16 protein-coding genes and 1 tRNA gene are annotated in these 17,953 nt (G+C 70.8%); 15 read left to right on the top strand and 2 right to left on the bottom strand.

Annotated features, from left to right (window positions below):
* Nucleotides 1-24 precede the first annotated feature (24 nt).
* From gnd to ACFVDP_RS40555, 11 genes are all read left to right on the top strand, one after another.
* Complete coding sequence (gene gnd / locus ACFVDP_RS40605) at nucleotides 25-900, top strand: phosphogluconate dehydrogenase (NAD(+)-dependent, decarboxylating) (protein ID WP_383501772.1); 876 nt, start codon at nucleotides 25-27, stop codon at nucleotides 898-900.
* 239 nt (nucleotides 901-1,139) lie between these two features.
* Complete coding sequence (locus tag ACFVDP_RS40600) at nucleotides 1,140-2,351, top strand: 4-hydroxybenzoate 3-monooxygenase (protein WP_383501769.1); 1,212 nt, start codon at nucleotides 1,140-1,142, stop codon at nucleotides 2,349-2,351.
* 98 nt (nucleotides 2,352-2,449) lie between these two features.
* Nucleotides 2,450-4,153: a methyltransferase gene (locus tag ACFVDP_RS40595; RefSeq protein ID WP_383501766.1), complete on the top strand. Its 1,704-nt coding sequence runs from the start codon at nucleotides 2,450-2,452 to the stop codon at nucleotides 4,151-4,153.
* Nucleotides 4,154-4,339: 186 nt separating this feature from the next.
* A complete protein-coding gene (locus ACFVDP_RS40590) occupies nucleotides 4,340-6,040 on the top strand; it encodes a carbohydrate binding domain-containing protein (RefSeq protein ID WP_383501763.1) in 1,701 nt (566 codons plus the stop codon).
* Nucleotides 6,041-6,157: 117 nt separating this feature from the next.
* Nucleotides 6,158-6,988: an ROK family protein gene (locus ACFVDP_RS40585; protein ID WP_383501761.1), complete on the top strand. Its 831-nt coding sequence runs from the start codon at nucleotides 6,158-6,160 to the stop codon at nucleotides 6,986-6,988.
* 24 nt (nucleotides 6,989-7,012) lie between these two features.
* Nucleotides 7,013-8,707, top strand: a complete 1,695-nt coding sequence (locus ACFVDP_RS40580; RefSeq protein WP_383501758.1) for an ABC transporter substrate-binding protein — start codon at nucleotides 7,013-7,015, stop codon at nucleotides 8,705-8,707.
* Between the two features lie 12 nt (nucleotides 8,708-8,719).
* Nucleotides 8,720-9,706, top strand: coding sequence for an ABC transporter permease (locus tag ACFVDP_RS40575; protein WP_383501755.1), 987 nt, complete (start codon nucleotides 8,720-8,722; stop codon nucleotides 9,704-9,706).
* A gap of 119 nt (nucleotides 9,707-9,825) precedes the next feature.
* The gene (locus ACFVDP_RS40570) at nucleotides 9,826-10,632 is read left to right on the top strand and encodes an ABC transporter permease (RefSeq protein ID WP_383501752.1); all 807 of its coding nucleotides are present in this window, start codon (nucleotides 9,826-9,828) and stop codon (nucleotides 10,630-10,632) included.
* Nucleotides 10,625-11,611 (top strand): ABC transporter ATP-binding protein, encoded by a 987-nt coding sequence (locus ACFVDP_RS40565; protein WP_383501749.1) that lies wholly within the window; start codon nucleotides 10,625-10,627, stop codon nucleotides 11,609-11,611. Before ACFVDP_RS40570 ends, ACFVDP_RS40565 begins: the two co-directional genes overlap by 8 nt.
* Nucleotides 11,608-12,624, top strand: a complete 1,017-nt coding sequence (locus ACFVDP_RS40560; RefSeq protein WP_383501746.1) for an ABC transporter ATP-binding protein — start codon at nucleotides 11,608-11,610, stop codon at nucleotides 12,622-12,624. Before ACFVDP_RS40565 ends, ACFVDP_RS40560 begins: the two co-directional genes overlap by 4 nt.
* Nucleotides 12,621-13,814 carry an ROK family protein gene (locus ACFVDP_RS40555; RefSeq protein WP_383501743.1) on the top strand — a complete coding sequence of 398 codons (1,194 nt, stop codon included), beginning with the start codon at nucleotides 12,621-12,623 and terminating at the stop codon, nucleotides 13,812-13,814. Before ACFVDP_RS40560 ends, ACFVDP_RS40555 begins: the two co-directional genes overlap by 4 nt.
* 47 nt (nucleotides 13,815-13,861) lie before the next feature.
* Here ACFVDP_RS40555 and ACFVDP_RS40550 read toward each other — a convergent pair.
* Nucleotides 13,862-13,949: transfer RNA gene (locus ACFVDP_RS40550), tRNA-Leu, on the bottom strand.
* Between the two features lie 195 nt (nucleotides 13,950-14,144).
* Here ACFVDP_RS40550 and ACFVDP_RS40545 point away from each other — a divergent pair.
* From ACFVDP_RS40545 to ACFVDP_RS40535, 3 genes are all read left to right on the top strand, one after another.
* On the top strand, nucleotides 14,145-15,470 hold the full coding sequence (locus ACFVDP_RS40545) for a M20/M25/M40 family metallo-hydrolase (protein WP_383501740.1): 1,326 nt from the start codon (nucleotides 14,145-14,147) through the stop codon (nucleotides 15,468-15,470).
* A gap of 164 nt (nucleotides 15,471-15,634) precedes the next feature.
* Nucleotides 15,635-15,868, top strand: coding sequence for a chaplin ChpH (gene chpH / locus ACFVDP_RS40540; RefSeq protein ID WP_383501738.1), 234 nt, complete (start codon nucleotides 15,635-15,637; stop codon nucleotides 15,866-15,868).
* 134 nt (nucleotides 15,869-16,002) lie between these two features.
* Entirely contained in the window at nucleotides 16,003-16,758 is a 756-nt protein-coding gene (locus tag ACFVDP_RS40535) for a chaplin (protein ID WP_383501735.1), read from the top strand.
* An 84-nt stretch (nucleotides 16,759-16,842) separates the two neighbouring features.
* Here the strand turns inward: ACFVDP_RS40535 and ACFVDP_RS40530 are convergent, their stop codons facing one another.
* Nucleotides 16,843-17,031: a DUF5703 family protein gene (locus ACFVDP_RS40530; RefSeq protein WP_111666225.1), complete on the bottom strand. Its 189-nt coding sequence runs from the start codon at nucleotides 17,029-17,031 to the stop codon at nucleotides 16,843-16,845.
* Nucleotides 17,032-17,078: 47 nt separating this feature from the next.
* On the opposite strand from ACFVDP_RS40530, the gene ACFVDP_RS40525 reads away from it, so the two are divergent.
* Nucleotides 17,079-17,744, top strand: a complete 666-nt coding sequence (locus ACFVDP_RS40525) for a hypothetical protein (protein WP_383501731.1) — start codon at nucleotides 17,079-17,081, stop codon at nucleotides 17,742-17,744.
* Nucleotides 17,745-17,953: the final 209 nt, after the last annotated feature.

Genomic DNA, 17,953 nt, shown 5'->3' with positions numbered 1-17,953 from the left:
ATCCACGAAGGTAAGTGAACTGACATGCAGCTTGGTCTCATCGGTCTCGGCAAGATGGGCGGCAACATGCGCGAGCGCATCCGCCGCGCCGGCCACGACGTCATCGGCTACGACCGCAACGCCGAGGTCTCCGACGTCGCCTCCCTCGCCGAGCTGGTCGAGAAGCTCGAAGGCCCGCGCGTGGTCTGGGTGATGGTTCCGGCGGGCGCCGCGACCCAGTCCACCGTCGACGAGCTCAAGGAGCTCCTCTCGGAGGGCGACATCGTCGTCGACGGCGGCAACTCGCGCTGGACCGACGACGAGAAGCACGCCGCCGAGCTGGCCGCCAAGGGCATCGGCTTCGTCGACTGCGGTGTCTCCGGCGGTGTCTGGGGCCTGCAGAACGGCTACGCGCTGATGTACGGCGGCTCCGCCGAGGACGTCGCCAAGGTCCAGCCGATCTTCGACGCCCTCAAGCCCGAGGGCGAGTTCGGCGCCGTGCACGCGGGCAAGGTCGGCGCCGGCCACTTCTCCAAGATGGTCCACAACGGCATCGAGTACGCCATGATGCAGGCCTACGCCGAGGGCTGGGAGCTCCTGGAGGCCGTGGACTCGGTCACCGACGTGCGCGAGGTCTTCCGCTCCTGGCAGGAGGGCACGGTCATCCGTTCCTGGCTGCTCGACCTCGCCGTCAACGCCCTCGACGAGGACGAGCACCTGGCCGACCTGCGCGGCTTCGCGCAGGACTCCGGCGAGGGCCGCTGGACGGTCGAGGCCGCCATCGACAACTCGGTGCCGCTGCCCGCGATCACCGCCTCCCTCTTCGCGCGCTTCGCGTCCCGCCAGGACGACTCGCCGCAGATGAAGATGATCGCCGCGCTGCGCAACCAGTTCGGCGGACACGCGGTCGAGAAGAAGTAACTCGCGCCAAGAAGTGATCCCCCGTCAAGGGGGAGCACCTCGCTTCACCCGGCCGGTGGGGAAAGGGTCACGTCACGTGGCCCGTTCCCCACCGGCCGTCGTCGTCCGGGGCGCACGGCGGGGACAGCGGTTTCCTGCCATCTGCGTGCATCCGCCAGCGTCCGTGCGTTCGGGGGAACATGGCGCGGCGGGGCACCGGGGGCCACTTACGATCACCCGCTGTGACAGAACGCCAACCCATGACAACGGCCGGTGATACGGCCGACGTTGTCATCCTCGGGGCCGGACCGGCCGGCCTCCTCCTCGGCAACCTCCTCCAGCGCGGCGGCGTCGACTGCGTCGTCCTGGAGCGGGGCGGCCGGGAGCACATCCGGACCCGGGCGCGCGCCGGTTTCCTCGCCCCCCACACCGTGCGGATCCTCCGGCGGCACGGCCTGGCCGACGGCCTGGACCGGCACGGCCACGACCACAGCACCTGCGAGTTCCGCTCCGACGACGGCCGCTTCCGCCTCGACTACAGCCGCCTCGGCCAGGGCGAACGGCACACCGTGTACCCCCAACAGGCCCTGGTGAGCGACCTGCTGGCGCACTACGTCGACGCCGGGGGACGCATCCGCTTCACCACCGAGGCGCTCGACGTGCGGGACACCGACGGCGACCGGCCCACGGTCACCGTGACCACGGCCGACGGAAGCCCCGGACGCTGGCGGGCCCGGTACGTGGCGGGCTGCGACGGCCGGCACGGCGCCGCCCGCCGCTCGCTCCCCGCGGCCGCGGTCCGCCGCCACCACCTCGACCACGGCGTGAGCTGGCTCGGCCTGCTCGCCGAGGCCCCGCCCAGCCTGGACGCCGTCGGCTACGGGGTGCACGGCCGGGGCTTCGCCGGACACATGGCCCGCACCTCCACCGTCACCCGCTACTACCTCCAGTGCGCCCGCGACACCCGCGCCGACGACTGGCCCGACGACCGGATCTGGGACGAGCTGTCCCTGCGCCTGCGCGCCGACGCCTACGGACCGCTGCACCACGGCCCGGTCAGCCACCGCGCCGTCGTCCACCTGGAGTCCGACGTCATCGAACCCCTGCGCCACGGCTCGCTGTTCCTCGCCGGCGACGCCGCCAGCCTGATCAGCCCGTCCGCCGCCAAGGGCGCCAACCTCGCCGTCCTGGAGGCCGAACTCCTCGCCGAGGCCCTGCTCGACGACCTCACGCACGGCGACCCCACAGGCCTCGACACCTACTCCGCGCGCTGCCTCGACCACATCTGGCGCGCCCAGGAGTTCTCCCAGTGGATGATCGCGCTGCTGCACGGCAGCACCGGCACGGACGGCGAGGCGCGGTTCCGCGACGGCCTGCGCCGGTCCCGGATCTCCGCCCTGCGCGACTCCCGCGCCCAGCAGGACTGGTTCGCCGAGCACTACGTGGGTGTCGGCGCCGTCGGCGCCACCTGAACGTTTCTCTTCCTTTCTGAACGCTCCTTTCCCGCTCTTCTCCCGAACACCACGTCCTTTTCTGATGTCCGAGTACTGGAATCGAGGCACGCCACCCGATGGTCACCACGATGGCAGGCGAAACGTCCCGCCTGCGCGCGACGGTCGACTTCGTCCGCGAGCAGGACACCGCCACCCTGCTCCCGCTGCTGCTTCCCGGCCTCGACGGCCCGGAGCTGCGCTCCCTGGCGGACCGCTGCCGCTTCGCCCACGCGGCCCTGCTGCTCTTCCCCCACGACGAACAGGACCTGCACACCACACTGACCGAGTGCGGCCTCACCGCCGACGGCCCGCCGCGGCCGAGCGTCGTGGTCCGCGACCGCCTCGCCGTACGCCACCGCCGCGACCCGGCCGACCTCGACGTCGGCATCCTGCGCCCCGCCGTGACCGGCCTCGACGGAGCGCACCGCACCGTCGAGGTGTTCGCCCTGACCGTCGCCCCGGGCTCCGGCCTCGAACCCCTCGTCGCCCACGAGCGCGAGCACCAGCACGAGGCCCACCTCGCCTTCGAGGTCGACGGCCCCGACCCGCTCGTCCTGCGCGGCCTGTGCGCCACGCTCGCCCGGCACGGCGCGGTGCCCGACGGCGGCGGCTACAACCCGCACGAGAACGGCACGGTCTTCTACTTCGCCGCACCCGAGGGAGCGAAGACCGAGTACCGCCGCATGGAGCTCTACGCCCCCGGCGACCACCGCGACGTCCTCACCGCCCACCTCACCGCACACCGTGAACGGCAGCCCGCCGAGGCCCTGCTGCGCCTGCTCACCGGCGCCTGGACCACCCAGGCCCTCGCCGCCTTCGCCGAACTGCGCGTCGCCGACGCCCTGGACACCCGGCAGGGGACCGGCATCGACGACCTGGCGGACCGCGTCGGCGCCACCCCGCGCACCCTCGCCACCCTCCTGCGCCACCTGGAGACCCTCGGCGCGGTGACGGCGGACCCGGGCATCCCGGACGGCTACCGGCTCACCGCGCTCGGCGCCCTGCTGCGCACGGACGCACCGGACTCCATGCGCCCCCTCGCCCTGCTGTACGGCGGCCCGTTCTACCGCTCCTTCGGCGCACTCGCCCACACCGTGCGCACCGGGGAGCCCGGCTTCGAGCACCTCTTCGGCCGCAACCACTTCGACCACTTCGCCGCCGACCCCGAACTCGCCGATCTCTTCGACCGGTCCATGGCCGCCGGCGCCGCCATGTTCGGGCCGCTGCCCACCCACCCGGTCCTGCTCGCCGCCGGCCGGGCGGACACCCCCGCGACCGTGGTCGACATCGCGGGCGGCAACGGCGCGCTGCTCGGCCGCGTCCTCGCCGTGCACCAGCGGCTGCGCGGGGTCCTGCTGGAGCGCCCGCACGTCGTCGAGGCCGCCCGGGTCGCCCTGGAGGCCGCGGGACACGGAGACCGCTGCACGTACCGCGGCGGGGACTTCGCGGACGTCCCCGAAGGCGGTGACGTCTATCTCCTCTCGCGGATCCTGCACGACTGGGACGACGACCGCTGCCGGGAGATCCTGCGGCACGTCGCCCGTGCGATGCCCGACCACGCCGATCTGCTGGTCGTCGAGCGGGTGCTGCCCGCCGACGGCTCGAAGTCCCTCGCCGCCGCCTGGGACCTGCACATGATGTGCAACGTCGGCGGCCGCGAACGCCGCGCCGACCACTACGCCCGCCTCTTCGCCGACGCGGGCCTGACCCTGGTCGGCCAGGAGCGACTGCCGCTGGACGGCAGCGTGCTGCACGTACGCAAGGCGACGATCCCGAACTGAGCCCGGGCCGAGGGGTGTTGAGCCGCCCACCGCCGAACCGTCGGCGGCGGGCGGCCGGGACGCGGTCCGCGCGATTGGTCTTGACAACGGCATTGGTCCATACCAACTTGGGTGCGGCACAGGAACAGCACGGCAGCACCAGGTTCGCGCACGTCCCCAACCCCCTCTCCAGCACCGGGAGTTCGCGTGTCCCCCACCCGAAGACGGCGTCCTTCGCGACGCTCCGGAAGATCCCGCATCCTCGCCCTTCTCGGCACTGTCGCCCTCGCGGTCGGCGGCGCGGTCGCCCTGCCGGGCACCGCCCAGGCGGCCAACATCCTCAGCAACGCAGGCTTCGAGTCCGGCTCGCTCGGCCCCTGGTCCTGCACCGGCAACCTCGGCTCCGTGGTCTCCACCCCCGTCCACGGCGGCGCCAAGGCCCTCGCGGGCGCCGCGAGCGCGAGCGACAACGCCAAGTGCAGCCAGACGGTCTCCGTCCAGCCGAACACCACGTACACCCTCTCCGCCTGGGTGCGCGGCAACTACACCTACCTCGGGGTCGACGGCGGCGGCTCGACGTGGACCCAGTCCCCGTCCGCGTACGCCCAGCTGACGGTGAAGTTCACCACCGCGGCCGCGCAGACCAGCGCCACGATCTACACCCACGGCTGGTACGGCCAGGGCACCTACTACGCCGACGACGTCAGCCTCGACGGCCCCGGCGGCAGCACCGACACCCAGGCGCCGACCGCTCCCACCGGCCTGACCTCCACCGCCAAGACGTCCTCCAGCGTCTCCCTGTCCTGGGGCGCGGCGAGTGACAACGTCGGCGTCACCGGCTACGACATCTACAGCGGCGGCAGCAACAAACTCCTGACGGTGAGCGGTACTTCGGCCACCGTCTCCGGGCTCTCGGCCTCCACCGCGTACAGCTTCACGGTCAAGGCGCACGACGCGGCGGGCAACAGCTCAGGTGCCTCGAACGCCGTCTCCGTGACGACGAGCGCGGGCTCCGGCGGCACCACCGGCTTCAAGCAGGCCGCCCCGTACTTCTACACCGGCTGGGGCGACCCGCCCAGCCCGGCCGGCGTCATGAGCGCCACCGGCGTCAAGTGGTTCACGATGGCGTTCATCCTCTCCTCCGGCGGCTGCAACCCGGCCTGGGACGGAGCGCGCCCCCTCACCGGCGGCCAGGACCAGTCCGCGATCAACGCGATCCGGGCGGCCGGCGGCGACATCGTCCCCTCGATCGGCGGCTGGAGCGGCAACAAGCTCGGCCCCAACTGCTCGACACCCGAAGCCCTCGCGGGCGCCTACCAGAAGGTGATCGACGCGTACGGCCTGAAGGCGATCGACGTCGACATCGAGAACAGTGACGAGTTCGAGAACACGGCCGTGCAGGACCGCATCCTGAACGCCCTGAAGATCGTCAAGGCCAACAACCCCGGACTGAAGACGATCCTCACCTTCGGCACCTCCACGACCGGCCCGACGTCCTACGGCAACCGGCTCATCGAGCAGGCCAAGGCGCTCAACGCCGACATCGACGTCTTCACGATCATGCCGTTCGACTTCGGCGGCGGCAACGACATGTACGGCAACACCGTCAACGCCGCCGACGGCCTGAAGACCAAGCTCAAGTCGGTCTTCGGCTGGGACGACGCGACCGCCTACGCCCACATCGGCATCTCCGGGATGAACGGCCTCAGCGACCAGCAGGAGACCACGACCCCCGCCATCTGGACCCAGATCAAGGACTGGGCGAACAGCAAGCACCTCGCCCGGCTCGCCTTCTGGTCGGTCAACCGCGACCGTCCGTGCGCGGGCGGCGGCGTCGCAGAGAACTGCTCCGGCATCAGCCAGGACAACTGGCAGTTCACGAAGATCACGGCCGGCTTCACCGGCTGACCCGGTCGGCAGACAGGCCAACTTCGTTGTAAGCACGGGGACTTACGCGCGGCATCCGCCGCGCGTACAGTCTCGTAGCACCTCGTTTAGTTACGTAACTTTACCGAGGAGCTGCCCGTGTCCTTCGCGCCATTCGACACAGACCAGGTCGTCCTCGCCCTCGACTTCGGCGGTACCAAGACGGCCCTGACCGTCGCCGACGCCCGCTCCGGCACCCGGATCCGCGACCTCACGGTCGACACCGACCCGGACCTGAAGCGGGCCGTCGGCGCCGCGCGCACCCTCCTCGCCGGCCGCGAGCCACTGGCCGTCGGGGTGTCCACCATCGGCATCCCCGGCCCCGACGGCGTGGCACTCGCCGACAACATCCCCGGCTGGGACCGGTTGCCCTTGGCCCGCGAACTGGGCGAGGAATTCCCGGAGTCGGCGATCCGCGTCGCCAACGACGTGAAGGCCGCCGCCGCCCACGAGTACGCGTCCGGGGCCCTCGCCGGCTGCGACCCCGGCCTGTACGTGAACCTCGGCACCGGACTCGCCGTCGCCCTCGTCGTGCAGGGAACCGTCCTCACCGGACGGCACGGAGCCTCCGGCGAGATCGGCTACAACCTGCGCGACCTCGCCGACGTCGGCCGCACCGACCGCGCCCCGCTGGAGGACGCCGTCAGCGGCAGGGCTCTCCAACAGGGCCTGGTCACAGATGAGTTCACGCGAGAACTCGCCTTCCATCTCGTCAACCTCACCATCGCCGTCGATCCCGAGCGGATCGCCGTCGGCGGCGGCATGGTCCGCTCCTGGAAGGCGCTGCACGACCCGCTGCGCGCCGCCCTCGACGCGGCCGTGCCCCGGCCGCCCCAGCTCGTACCCGCCGCGCACCCGTACGACGCGCCCCTGCTCGGGGCCCTGGCGCTGGCCGTGGAGGCAGCGCGTCCGGACACTTCGGCACCGTAGAAGACCACGAAGGGACTGGCAGGAATGAGGCCCACGCGCATCCTCGCCGTCGCGCTCATGCTGACCCTGGCAGCGACGGCCTGTTCCGAGACCAAGCACACGGACGACGGCTCCCCGGGCACCGGGAGCGCCACCGACAGCGGCGGCCCGAAGAAGAAGGGCGGCACCGTCACCATCGCCAACACGGCGGGGCAGACGTGGACCTGCAACTTCAACCCCTTCAACCCGGCCGTCTACAACACCTCCATCGGCTTCGTCTACGAACCGCTCGTCTTCGTCAACGCCCTCAAGGACCAGGCCGAGACACCGATGCTCGCCAAGAGCTACAAGTGGAACGCCGACAAGACCGAGATCGACTTCACCATCCGCCCGGGCGTGAAGTGGAACGACGGCAAGCCGTTCACCGCGAAGGACGTCGCCTTCACCTTCAACCTCATGAAACGCGTCAAGTCGACCGACCTGTACGCCCTGTGGACCACCGCCGGACTCCAGTCGGTGGCCGCGTCCGGCGACCACGTCAGCCTGAAGTTCGCGAAGGCCGCGCAGCCGTATTTCTACGCGTTCGCCCACCAGGTCGCCATCGTGCCCGAGCACGTCTTCGGCTCCGGCGCCGCCGCGAAGAACCCGGACACCTGGGTCGACAAGAAGCCCGTCGGCACCGGCCCGTTCGAGGTCGACCCCTGCACGGCCAACAACATCCAGTACACCGCCAACCCCGACTACTGGCAGCAGGGCAAGCCGTACATCCAGAAGGTCGAGTACCCGGCCTACCTCGACAACGGCCCCGCCAACCTCGACCTCGCCAACGGCAAGGCGCAGTGGGGGAGTCAGTTCATCCCGGGCATCAAGCAGTTCTACCTGGACAAGTCGCAGGACAACCACACCTGGTCACCCCCGGTCCAGAACGTCAGCATCTACCCGAACCTCGACCCCTCCCACAAGATGAGCAGCAACCTCAAGGTCCGCCAGGCGATCTCGCTCGCCATCGACCGGGAGAAGGTCTCGCAGATCGGCGTCGGCGGCCAGGAACCCGTCGCCAACCAGTCGGGCATCGTCACCCCGACGTTCGACAAATACTTCGACGCCGGCGCGGTACGGAAAGCGGGCTTCGACAAGCCCGACCCGGCCCGCGCCAAGAAACTCCTCGCCGGACTCGGCTACTCCCCGGCCAAGCCGCTCAAGCTGACCATCCTCACCATCACCGGCTACACCGACTGGGACGCCTCGCTCAAGGTCATCAAGCAGAACCTGAAGGCCGTCGGCATCGACCTGGACGTCCAGGACCTCGCCCAGCAGACCATGGTCGGCCGCCTCTACACCGGTGACTACGACCTCGCCTACTACACACAGCAGACGACGGGCCCGACCCCGTACTACGAACTGCGCCAGACCCTGCACTCCGCGAACACCGCGCCGCTCGGCAAGACCGCCGCCAGCAACTGGGAGCGGTACAAGAACCCCAAGGTCGACGACCTCCTCAACGCCTACGCGTCGGCCGACGAGACCAAGCAGGTGGACCTCGTCAAACAGGTCGCCCAGTACATGATCGACGACGTGCCGGTGATCCCCGTCGTGGAGGCCGTCGACTGGTTCCAGTACAACACCAAGGACATCGCGGGCTGGCCGACGAAGGACAACCCGTACGCCCAGCCCGCCGCCTACAACTTCCCCGACACGGGTCAGGTGCTCACCCACCTGTACTCGACGTCGGCCCAGTAGGGGCGGTGGCCCGTGCGCTTCATCCTGCGCCGCCTGGGGTTCTTCCTCCTCACGCTCTGGGCGGCCCTCACCCTGAACTTCTTCATCCCGCGCATCATGCCGGGCGACCCGGTCGACGCCCTCACCGTGCGCACCCGCGGCCGCGTCTCCCGGGACGCCCTCGAACAGATGCTGACCTCGTTCGGCTTCAAACCGGACCAGAACGTCGCCGTCCAGTACCTCGACTACCTGGGCCACATGTTCACCGGCAACTGGGGCCGCTCCATCGGCCAGACCCTCGGCGAACCGGTCACCAAGCTCATCGGTGACGCACTGCCGTGGACCCTCGGCCTGGTCGGCGTCACCACCGTCCTCGCCTTCCTCCTCGGCACCCTTATCGGCACCGTCGCCGGCTGGCGGCGTGGCGGCGCCCTCGACGCGATCCTCCCGCCGGTCTTCGTCGTCACCTCGGCGCTGCCCTACTTCTGGGTGGGCCTGCTGCTCATCCTGGTCTTCTCCCAGGGGACCGGCGGCGCCCTCCCCGCCAACTTCAACTACGACACGTCGATCGTGCCCGGCTTCTCCCCGGGCTTCGTCGGCAGCGTCCTGTCCCACGCGGTGCTGCCCGCGGCGACGCTGCTCATCACCACCATCGGCGGCTGGATCCTGACCATGCGCAACAACATGATCACCACGCTCGCCGAGGACTACGTGCGGATGGCCCGCGCGAAGGGCCTGAACCCGCGCCGCGTCATGTACGCCTACGGCGCCCGCAACGCGATCCTCCCCAACCTCGCCGGATTCGCCATGTCCCTCGGCTTCGTCATCTCCGGCGCGATCCTCATCGAGTACGTCTTCAACTACCCCGGCGTCGGCTACCTCCTCTACAACGCCGTCCAGAACGTCGACTACCCCCTGATGCAGGCCCTGTTCATGCTGTTCACGGTGGCGGTCCTGGTGGCGCTGCTGGCGGTGGACATCGCGACGGTGTGGCTCGACCCGAGGGCGAGGGCGTCATGAGCGCCCCGGTAGGGGCGCGGGGAACTGCGCGAGCAACCACAGCGAAACCTGCACGCGGTAACCGGGGCGCAGGCCTATGGCGAGCAATCCGAGGCAACAGAAAAGCACTCACCGGCACGGTGATTCTGCTGGCGTTCACACTGATCGCCGCGTTCCCGGGCCTGTTCACCACAATCCACAACCCCGACGAGGCCACCTACACCCCCCGCCTCGCCCCCTCCACAGGACACCTCCTGGGAACCACGGCCCTGGGCCAGGACATCTACTCCCAACTGATCTACGGCACCCGCGAATCCCTGATCATCGCGATCGTCGCGGGCGCGCTGGCCACGGTCCTGTCCGTCCTGATCGGCGTCTCCGCCGCCTACCTCGGCGGCCTCGCCGACGACCTGCTCTCCCTGCTCACCAACGTCGTCCTGGTCATCCCCGCGTTCCCCCTGGTGATCATCCTGGCCAAGTACGCGGGCAAGGGCTCCCTCACCGTCATCCTGACCGTCCTCGTCCTCACCGGCTGGTCCTACGGCGCCAACCAGATGCGCGCCCAGGCCCTGTCCCTGCGCCACCGCGACTTCCTGGAATCGGCGCGGGTGCGCGGCGAGCGACGCTCGTACATCATCGTCCGCGAGGTCCTGCCGACGATGACCTCGCTCATCGTCGCCAACTTCCTCGGCGCCGCCCTGTACGCGGTGCTCAGCGCGGCCGGCCTTCAGTTCCTCGGCCTCGGCGACCCGAACTCGCAGAGCTGGGGCACGATGCTCTACTGGGCCCAGAACCAGCAGGCTCTGCAGACCGGCACTCCGCTGTGGTCGATCGCCCCCGGCCTGTGCGTCGCCCTGCTCGGCGTCTCCTTCGCCCTCGTCAACTACGCCTTCGACGAGATCGGCAACCCCGCCCTGCGGCCCGTACGAAGGAGGCGGCATGCCTGAGCGGCCCCTGCTCGACGTCCACGACCTGACCGTCGCCTACGACACCGCGACCGGCCCGGTCGTCGCCGTCGACCACGTAGAACTCACCGTCGCGGCAGGGGAGTTCACGGCCGTCGTCGGCGAGTCCGGCTGCGGCAAGTCCACCCTGCTGTTCGCCGTCACCGGCCTGCTCAACCCGCCCGCCCGCGTCACCGGCGGCACCGTCCACTTCAAGGGCGCCGACCTCGTCACCCTCACCGAACGCGAACTCGCGCAGCTGCGCTGGCGCGACTACTCCGTCGTCCTGCAGTCCGCCATGAACGCCCTCAACCCGGTCGCCACCCTCGCCGCCCAGTACCGGGACGCCATGGCCGCCCACGGCACGTACACCGACGACGAGATCCGCGCCCGCTCGGCGGAGGTCCTCGACCTCGTCGGCATCGACCCGGTCCATCTGCGCAGCTACCCGCACCAGCTCTCCGGCGGCATGCGCCAGCGCGCCATGATCGCCATGGCGCTGCTGCTCACCCCGGACCTCGTCGTCATGGACGAACCGACCTCCGCGCTCGACGTCGTCGCCCAGCGCTCCCTCATGGTGCAGATCAAAGAACTCCAGCAACTCCTCGGCTTCGCCGTCCTGTTCGTCACCCACGACATGTCCCTGGTGAGCCACTTCTCCGACCGGCTCCTCGTCATGTACGCGGGCCAGGTCGTCGAGACCGGCCCCACCCGCAGCGTCTTCGACCGCCCCGCCCACCCCTACAGCCGGGGCCTCCTCGACGCGTTCCCCTCGATCCGCGGCCCGCGCGTCCCCCTGAAGGGCATCCCCGGCAGCCCGCCCGACCTCGCCGCGCCACCGCCCGGCTGCCGCTTCACCCCGCGCTGCCCGCTCGTCCAGCCGCAGTGCCACGAGAAAGAGCCGGAGCTGTACCAGGTCGGCGACGCCCACGCCCGCTGCCTGCTGCACGCCCCGACCGCCCCCACGGAGGCCTCCCGATGACGACTCCGCTCCTCGAACTGCGCGGGGTCACCCGCCACTTCAAGGTCGGCACCGGACTGAGCAGGCGCGCCCTGCACGCCGTCGACGACGTCGACCTCGCCGTGGGGGAGCGGGAGATCCTCGCCCTCGTCGGCGAGAGCGGCAGCGGCAAGTCGACCCTCGCCCGCCTCGTCGCCCAGGTGCACCGCCCGACCCGCGGCGAAATCCGCTACCAGGGGCGGCCGTTGACCGAACAGCGCGGGCGCCGCGCGAAACTCGCCTACCGCGGCGCCGTCCCCATGGTCTTCCAGGACCCCTTCTCCGCCCTCAACCCCGCCTACCGCGTCTCGCACGGCATCCTGCGCGGCATCACCCTGCACCAGCCCCAACTCGGGCGCGCGGAAAGGCAGTCGGAGGCGGAACGCGTCACCGAAGCGGTCGGCCTCGCCCCCGACATCCTCGACCGCTTCCCCCACGAACTCTCCGGCGGCCAGCGCCAGCGCATCGGCTTCGCCCAGGCCCTCGCCCACCGCCCGCGCCTCATCCTCGCCGACGAACCCGTCTCCATGCTCGACGTCTCCATCCGCATCGGCCTGCTCAACGTCATGGCGGACCTGCGCGAGACCGAGAACGTCTCGATCCTCTACATCACCCACGACATCGCGAGCGCCCGCTACCTCTCCGACCGCATCGCCGTCATGTACGGCGGCCACATCGTCGAGACCGGCCCCACCGAAGAAGTCCTCGCCCACCCCCGCCACCCCTACACCGACCTCCTCCTCTCCGCCGTGCCCGACCCCCGCGCCCCCCTCGACGTCGACGCGGCCACCGCCAAGTCCGACCCGCCCGTCGTCATCGACCCCACCCCCGGCTGCCGCTTCCGCGCCCGCTGCCCGCTCGCCACCGAGGTGTGCGACCGGATCACCCCGCGCCTCGAACCGGTCGCCACGTCACACACCGCCGCCTGCCACGTCACAGCGCCGGGAACCCCAGGAACCCCAGGAGCTCCGGAAGCTTTAGGAGCCGACGCGTGACGACACCCCCCGCCTGGAACCGGCAGCGCCTGCGCAGCAACAACGAATGGCTGCTCCTGGAACGCTTACGCACCTCGGGCCCCGCCTCCCGCGCCCAGCTCGCCCGGGCCAGCGGCCTGTCCAAGCCCACCGTCTCCAACGCCCTCGCCGCCCTGGAACGCGCAGGACTCGTCCGCGAGGCCGGCACCCACGCGGGCAGCCGCGGCCGCGTCGCCGTCCTCTACGAGCCCGACCCGCGCGCCGGACACGTCCTCGGCATCGACATCGGCCGCGCCCGGCTGCGCACCGCCGTCGCCGACCTCGCCGGCACCGTCGTCGCCCGCACCGAGACGCGCAACCGGGGCCGCAGCGCCGCCGCGGTCGCCGACGCCGCCCTCACCTGCGCCCAACAGGCCGTCGAGGAAGCCGGACTGACGCCCGCCGCCATCGTGCACACCGCCGTCGGCACCCCGGGCGTCTTCGACCGGCACACCGGCCGCGTCCGCTACGCCGTCAACCTGCCCGGCTGGGGCCGCCCGGGCCTCGTGGAACGCATGCGCGACCGCCTCGGCACCCCGCTGTCCGTCCACAACGACGCCAACCTCGCCGCGCTCGGCGAATACACCTTCGGCGCGGGCGCGGGCAGCCGCCTCTTCGTCTACGTTCTCGTGGGCACCGGCCTCGGCATGGGCGTCGTCGCCGACGGCGAACTCTTCCTCGGCGCGCACGGCGCCGCAGGAGAGATCGGCTTCCTGCCGCTCGACGGCGTCCCGCACTCCGGCAGCGCACCCCGGCGCGGCCTGCTGGAGGACGCGGTCTCCGCCGACGCCGTCGTCCGCGCGGCCCGCGACCGCGGCATGCGCGGACCACTGACCGCCAAGCGCGTCTTCGACGCCGCCCGCACCGGCGACCGGGCCGCCCTGGACGCCGTACGCCAGGAAGGCGAACGCCTCGCCCTCGCCGTCGCCGCCGTCACCGCCGTCCTCGACCCCGACCTGGTGGTGCTCGGCGGGGGAGTGGGCGGCGGCGCCGACCTCCTCCTGACCACGGTCGCCGAAACCCTCCACCGCCTCACCCCGCTCCGCCCCCGGGTGGAGCCGGGCACGACGGCCGACGACGCGGTCCTCCTCGGCGCCCTCACCACAGCCCTGCGCGCGGCCCGGCCTCTCGTCTTCGACCGGCGCACGGGCGGCATCACGCAGACCGACTGATTGCACCGGAAAACGAAGAAAGCCCCTCAAGGAGGGGCTCTTCTCTGTGGTGTCCGAGGGGGGACTTGAACCCCCACGTCCGATAAAGGACACTAGCACCTCAAGCTAGCGCGTCTGCCATTCCGCCACCCGGACAAGGTGTCTGCCGCCTTTTCTGCGGGGCGCTGCCCGCGGCGACACAGAGAACATTACCAGGGTTTCGGAGTGCCCCGATCACACCCCCACCTCGGTGCTTGCCCTGTGAACGGCACGTGACGAGCGGTGCCCGCCCTTGGGTCCTGACGTCGGTAGAGAGAGGATGAGAGGGAAAACAGGGAGAGAGGAACAAGCGTGAGTGAGCCGAGCACGGGCAGGGCCGTCTCCGGACAGGACGAGGTCGTCGACCTCTGCCGCGAACTGATCCAGATCGACACCAGCAACTACGGCGACCACTCGGGCCCCGGAGAGCGCAAGGCCGCCGAGTGGGTCGCGGAGAAGCTCGCCGAGGTGGGCCTCGAACCGCAGATCTTCGAGTCGCACCCCGGCCGCGCCTCCACGGTCGCCCGCATCGAGGGCGAGGACCCGTCGCGGCCCGCGCTCCTCATCCACGGCCACACCGACGTCGTACCGGCCAACGCGGCGGACTGGACCCACCACCCCTTCTCCGGCGAGGTCGCCGACGGGTGCGTCTGGGGCCGCGGCGCCGTCGACATGAAGGACATGGACGCGATGACCCTCGCGGTCGTCCGCGACCGGCTGCGCACCGGCCGCAAGCCCCCGCGCGACATCGTCCTGGCCTTCCTCGCCGACGAGGAGGCCGGCGGCACCTGGGGCGCCCGCCATCTCGTCGACAACCACCGGGACCTCTTCGACGGGGTCACCGAGGCGATCAGCGAGGTCGGCGGCTTCTCCTTCACCGTGAACGAGCAGCGCCGGCTGTACCTCATCCAGACCGCCGAGAAGGGCATGCACTGGATGAAGCTGAGCGTGGCCGGCACCGCCGGGCACGGCTCCATGATCCACCGGGACAACGCGATCACCGAGCTGTCCGAGGCCGTCGCCCGGCTCGGCCGGCACGAGTTCCCGGTCCGCGTCACCAAGACGCTGCGCCACTTCCTCGACGAACTCGGCGACGCGCTCGGCACCGAGCTCGACCCCGAGGACATGCAGGAGACGATCGCCAAGCTCGGCGGCATCGCCAAGCTGATCGGCGCCACGCTGAGCAACACCGCGAACCCGACGCAGCTCGGCGCCGGATACAAGGTCAACGTCATCCCCGGCGAGGCCACCGCCCACGTCGACGGCCGCTTCCTGCCGGGGCACGAGGACGAGTTCCTCGCCGACCTCGACCGGATCCTCGGTCCGAACGTGAAGCGCACGGACGTGCACGCCGACAAGGCCGTCGAGACCACCTTCGACGGGGCGCTCGTCGAGGCCATGCAGACCTCGATCGCCGCCGAGGACCCGATCGGCAAGGCCATCCCGTACATGCTCTCCGGCGGCACCGACGCGAAGTCCTTCGTCGAGCTGGGCATCCGCAACTTCGGCTTCGCGCCGCTGCAGCTGCCGCCCGAGCTGGACTTCGCCGGCATGTTCCACGGCGTCGACGAGCGGGTCCCGGTGGACGGACTGAAGTTCGGTGTCCGGGTGCTCGACCGCTTCATCGACGCGTCCTGAACGGTCCGGCCGCGTCAACACGGTGACAGCCCGGTAATTCGGCCGTCCGTGCGTACTGGGCTGAAAAGAGTGAAAGGAACCATAGGCTCGTAGCCCCATCAGTTCCTCCTCGTTACAGGGAGTGCAGTCCGCGGCTGGGACTGCATTGCCAACAAGGAGGAATAATGATCAAGAAGATCGTCGCCGCTGCGGCTGCCACTGGTGGTCTGGTTCTCGCGGGTGCGGGCATGGCCGTCGCCGACTCCGGTGCTCAGGGTGCTGCCGTGCACTCCCCCGGCGTGCTCTCGGGCAACGTCATTCAGGCGCCCATCCACATCCCGGTGAACGTCTGTGGCAACACGGTCTCCGTGATCGGGCTGCTGAACCCCGCCTTCGGCAACACCTGCGTCAACAGCTGACGTTGTTGAGCCTCACCCCTTGAGGGTCTGAGTCCGTCGGCCCCGGAGTGCGCGCCATGCACTCCGGGGCCGACGGGCATTACCCAGCGAAGTGCAGTGCTTCAAGCACTGAGAGTGCTAAGGCAGGGAAAGCTATGCGACAGGTCACGCGCAAGGGCCTGACCATCGTGGCGGCCGCGACCGGCGTGCTCGCCGTCACCGGCGGCTACGCGCACGCCGACTCGGGTGCGCAGGGAAGCGCGTCGGGCTCGCCCGGCATCGCCTCCGGCAACAACGTGCAGGTCCCCGTCGAGGTCCCGGTCAACGTCTGCGGCAACACCGTGAACGTCATCGGGCTGCTCAACCCGGCGATGGGCAACAACTGCGCCAACAACACCTCGCACCAGAGCGGCTACGGCGACGAGAGCGGCGGCGGCACCCACCACCAGCAGCCGTCCGGCGGCGGATCGCACGCCGGCGGTCACACCGGTGACTCGCCGGGCATCGGCTCGGGCAACCACGTCCAGGTACCGGTGAACGTTCCGGTCAACGTGTGCGGGAACTCGGTCGGTGTCGTCTCCGTCGGCAACGCCGTCACGGGCGACGACTGCGCCAACCCGGGAGGTGAGCGGGCGACGCCGCCGTCCACGCCGCCGGCCACCCCCGGGCAGCCGCACCACCCGGGCAAGCCGGGGACTCCGGGCGAGGCCGTCAAGCCCGCCACGCGGGCGCTCCACTCGACCGCGGGCAAGCCCAACGCGCCGGGGCCGCAGACCGTCACCCAGGCCAAGGGCGAGTCCCAGCTCGCCATGACCGGCAGCTCGCTGCCCGTCGGCGCCACGGGCGCACTGGCCGCGGGCGCGCTGATCGGCGGCGCGGTGCTCTACCGCCGCTCCAGGGCCGGCGCGTAGCACCGACGGCAGGCAGCAGGAACACAGCGGGCCCCGCATCGGCGGGGCCCGCTCCGTTTTCGGCCGGGTTCCGTCAGGTTCAGGTCACCATGTGGCCCGCACCTGGCGGATGATCCGCCGCCGCAGGCGCACGCGGCGACTGCCGTCGCGGCGCAGGCTCAATCGGTCCAACTCCCAGTGTCCGTACTCTGCATGGTCCGTCAGCAGGCGCGTCGCGTCCTTGCGGGAGACCCCGCGCGGCACGTACACGTCGACAAATTCGTATTCCGGCATCGCATCTATTGTGCGGGCAGAGCCCCGGTACGGATAGCGTCTGCACTATGTCTGATGCTGCGCAGCCCACCGCTGCCGAGGTACGCACCGCCGCAGAGGCGGTCAAGGCTGCGCTCGACCGTCACCTGGCGGCTGTCGAGCGCAGGTCGGGAGAGGACGACCCGGCCGTCTACGAAGCGTTCAACGAGCTCGCCGCCGCGGCCGAGGAGTACGACGAACTCCTCTACGACCGCTACGACGAGGTCACCCCCTTCGAGATCCCCAGCGGCGACGACTCGCTGCCGCCGTACACCGGACCGGAGGAGCCGAACGCGCTGAGCGTGCTGATCCGGCGCGACTACGCCGTGGTGGAGCCGCAGCGTCTCCTCGCCCAGGCGAGCCGGGTCGTCGACCTCGAAGCGGGCCCGGACCTGAACACCGGGGGCGCGGGCAGCGGTGTCCATGCCGCGCTCGGCGTGCTCTTCGGCGAGTTCGAACCGGACGAGATCGCCTCCCGGCACAAGGAGTTCGGCCTGGAGGAGGGCGACTCGACGCTCTGGGTCTCCGCCGCCGACGAACCGGCCGAGCCGGGGGAGTGGCTGGAGGCCCCGTTCGACCAGGCCGATCCGCAGCGGGTGGTGTGCCGCTTCGACGTCAGCGCGGTCTTCGACGACGAACTCGATCCCGACGACGACTCCGTGGCTCTTGAGCCACTGGAGGACGTCGAGCACTGAGTCGGGAACAGCCCCCACCGGCCGTTGCCGGCTGCAGGCCGGTGGGGGCTGGTCGCGCAGTTCCCCGCGCCCCTGACGGGGCGCGCCCCGCCGCCTTGGGCAATCTGCCGCCAGGGGCGGCAGGGTGGGCAAGGCGGCACCCCGGCGCGGGGGGGGGACCTCCAAAGGAACCCCACCCCACCCCCCCCTCCCACCCCCCCCCCCCGGTC

Source organism: Streptomyces sp. NPDC057694 (genome assembly GCF_042799415.1).
Lineage (GTDB): Bacteria > Actinomycetota > Actinomycetes > Streptomycetales > Streptomycetaceae > Streptomyces.
Note: the sequence above shows the minus strand (reverse complement) of the source record. Positions and strands in the feature narration are given on the sequence as shown.

Bases quoted from the DNA above. Each gene is read 5' to 3' on its own strand.
- gnd (WP_383501772.1), top strand. From the start codon at position 25: ATGCAGCTTGGTCTCATCGGTCTCGGCAAGATGGGCGGCAACATGCGC.
- ACFVDP_RS40600 (WP_383501769.1), top strand. From the start codon at position 1,140: ATGACAACGGCCGGTGATACGGCCGACGTTGTCATCCTCGGGGCCGGA.
- ACFVDP_RS40595 (WP_383501766.1), top strand. From the start codon at position 2,450: ATGGTCACCACGATGGCAGGCGAAACGTCCCGCCTGCGCGCGACGGTC.
- ACFVDP_RS40580 (WP_383501758.1), top strand. From the start codon at position 7,013: ATGAGGCCCACGCGCATCCTCGCCGTCGCGCTCATGCTGACCCTGGCA.
- ACFVDP_RS40565 (WP_383501749.1), top strand. From the start codon at position 10,625: ATGCCTGAGCGGCCCCTGCTCGACGTCCACGACCTGACCGTCGCCTAC.
- ACFVDP_RS40560 (WP_383501746.1), top strand. From the start codon at position 11,608: ATGACGACTCCGCTCCTCGAACTGCGCGGGGTCACCCGCCACTTCAAG.
- chpH (WP_383501738.1), top strand. From the start codon at position 15,635: ATGATCAAGAAGATCGTCGCCGCTGCGGCTGCCACTGGTGGTCTGGTT.
- ACFVDP_RS40535 (WP_383501735.1), top strand. From the start codon at position 16,003: ATGCGACAGGTCACGCGCAAGGGCCTGACCATCGTGGCGGCCGCGACC.
- ACFVDP_RS40530 (WP_111666225.1), bottom strand. From the start codon at position 17,031: ATGCCGGAATACGAATTTGTCGACGTGTACGTGCCGCGCGGGGTCTCC.
- ACFVDP_RS40525 (WP_383501731.1), top strand. From the start codon at position 17,079: ATGTCTGATGCTGCGCAGCCCACCGCTGCCGAGGTACGCACCGCCGCA.